This window comes from Collinsella sp. SGI.184 (assembly GCF_050313415.1).
Taxonomy (GTDB): domain Bacteria; phylum Actinomycetota; class Coriobacteriia; order Coriobacteriales; family Coriobacteriaceae; genus Collinsella.
Genome location: NZ_JBNPLJ010000048.1, coordinates 1 through 447 on the forward strand (window position 1 = coordinate 1; position 447 = coordinate 447).

The 447-nt window shown below is 66.7% G+C and carries 1 protein-coding gene; it reads right to left on the minus strand.

The window, feature by feature from the left end; genetic code table 11:
- Positions 1-253, minus strand: a 253-nt coding sequence (locus ACQRAJ_RS08790) for a transposase (RefSeq protein ID WP_427748392.1), incomplete at its 3' end; no start/stop codon positions are given.
- Between the last annotated feature and the right edge of the window lie 194 nt (positions 254-447).

Consider the following 447-nt stretch of genomic DNA (forward strand, 5'->3'; position numbering starts at 1 on the left):
GCCTCGCCCTCTGGCCGTCGGTGAGGTCCTCGGGGTTCTTCACGAGCGCGTAGCGGCTGCCCTTGATGGAGGCCGCCTCCTCCTCGAGCGCCCTGACCTCCTCGGGCGGCAGCTCGCCTTTGGCAGGCCTGCCGCGCTTGCCCTCGGGCCTGGGCCTGGCGGCCCTGGCGGCGGCCCTGGCGGCGTTCCACTCCTCGCAGCGCACGGCGTCGAGCGCGTCGTTCATCCACTGGACCACGTGGAAGGGGTCCATGACCCACCTCGCGTTGGGGCAGCGGCGCTTGACCAGCTGCCTTATGTTAGCGTCAATCTATTTTTCACCAGTTTCGCTAAACAGGCGCACCGTTCGCGCAAAGGCGGTTTCACCGGTTGCGCTAACGTTTTTTCACCGATTCCGGTCACGGCTTGACGGGCCCGTCCCTCGGCAGGTCCTTCAGCCTGTAGGAT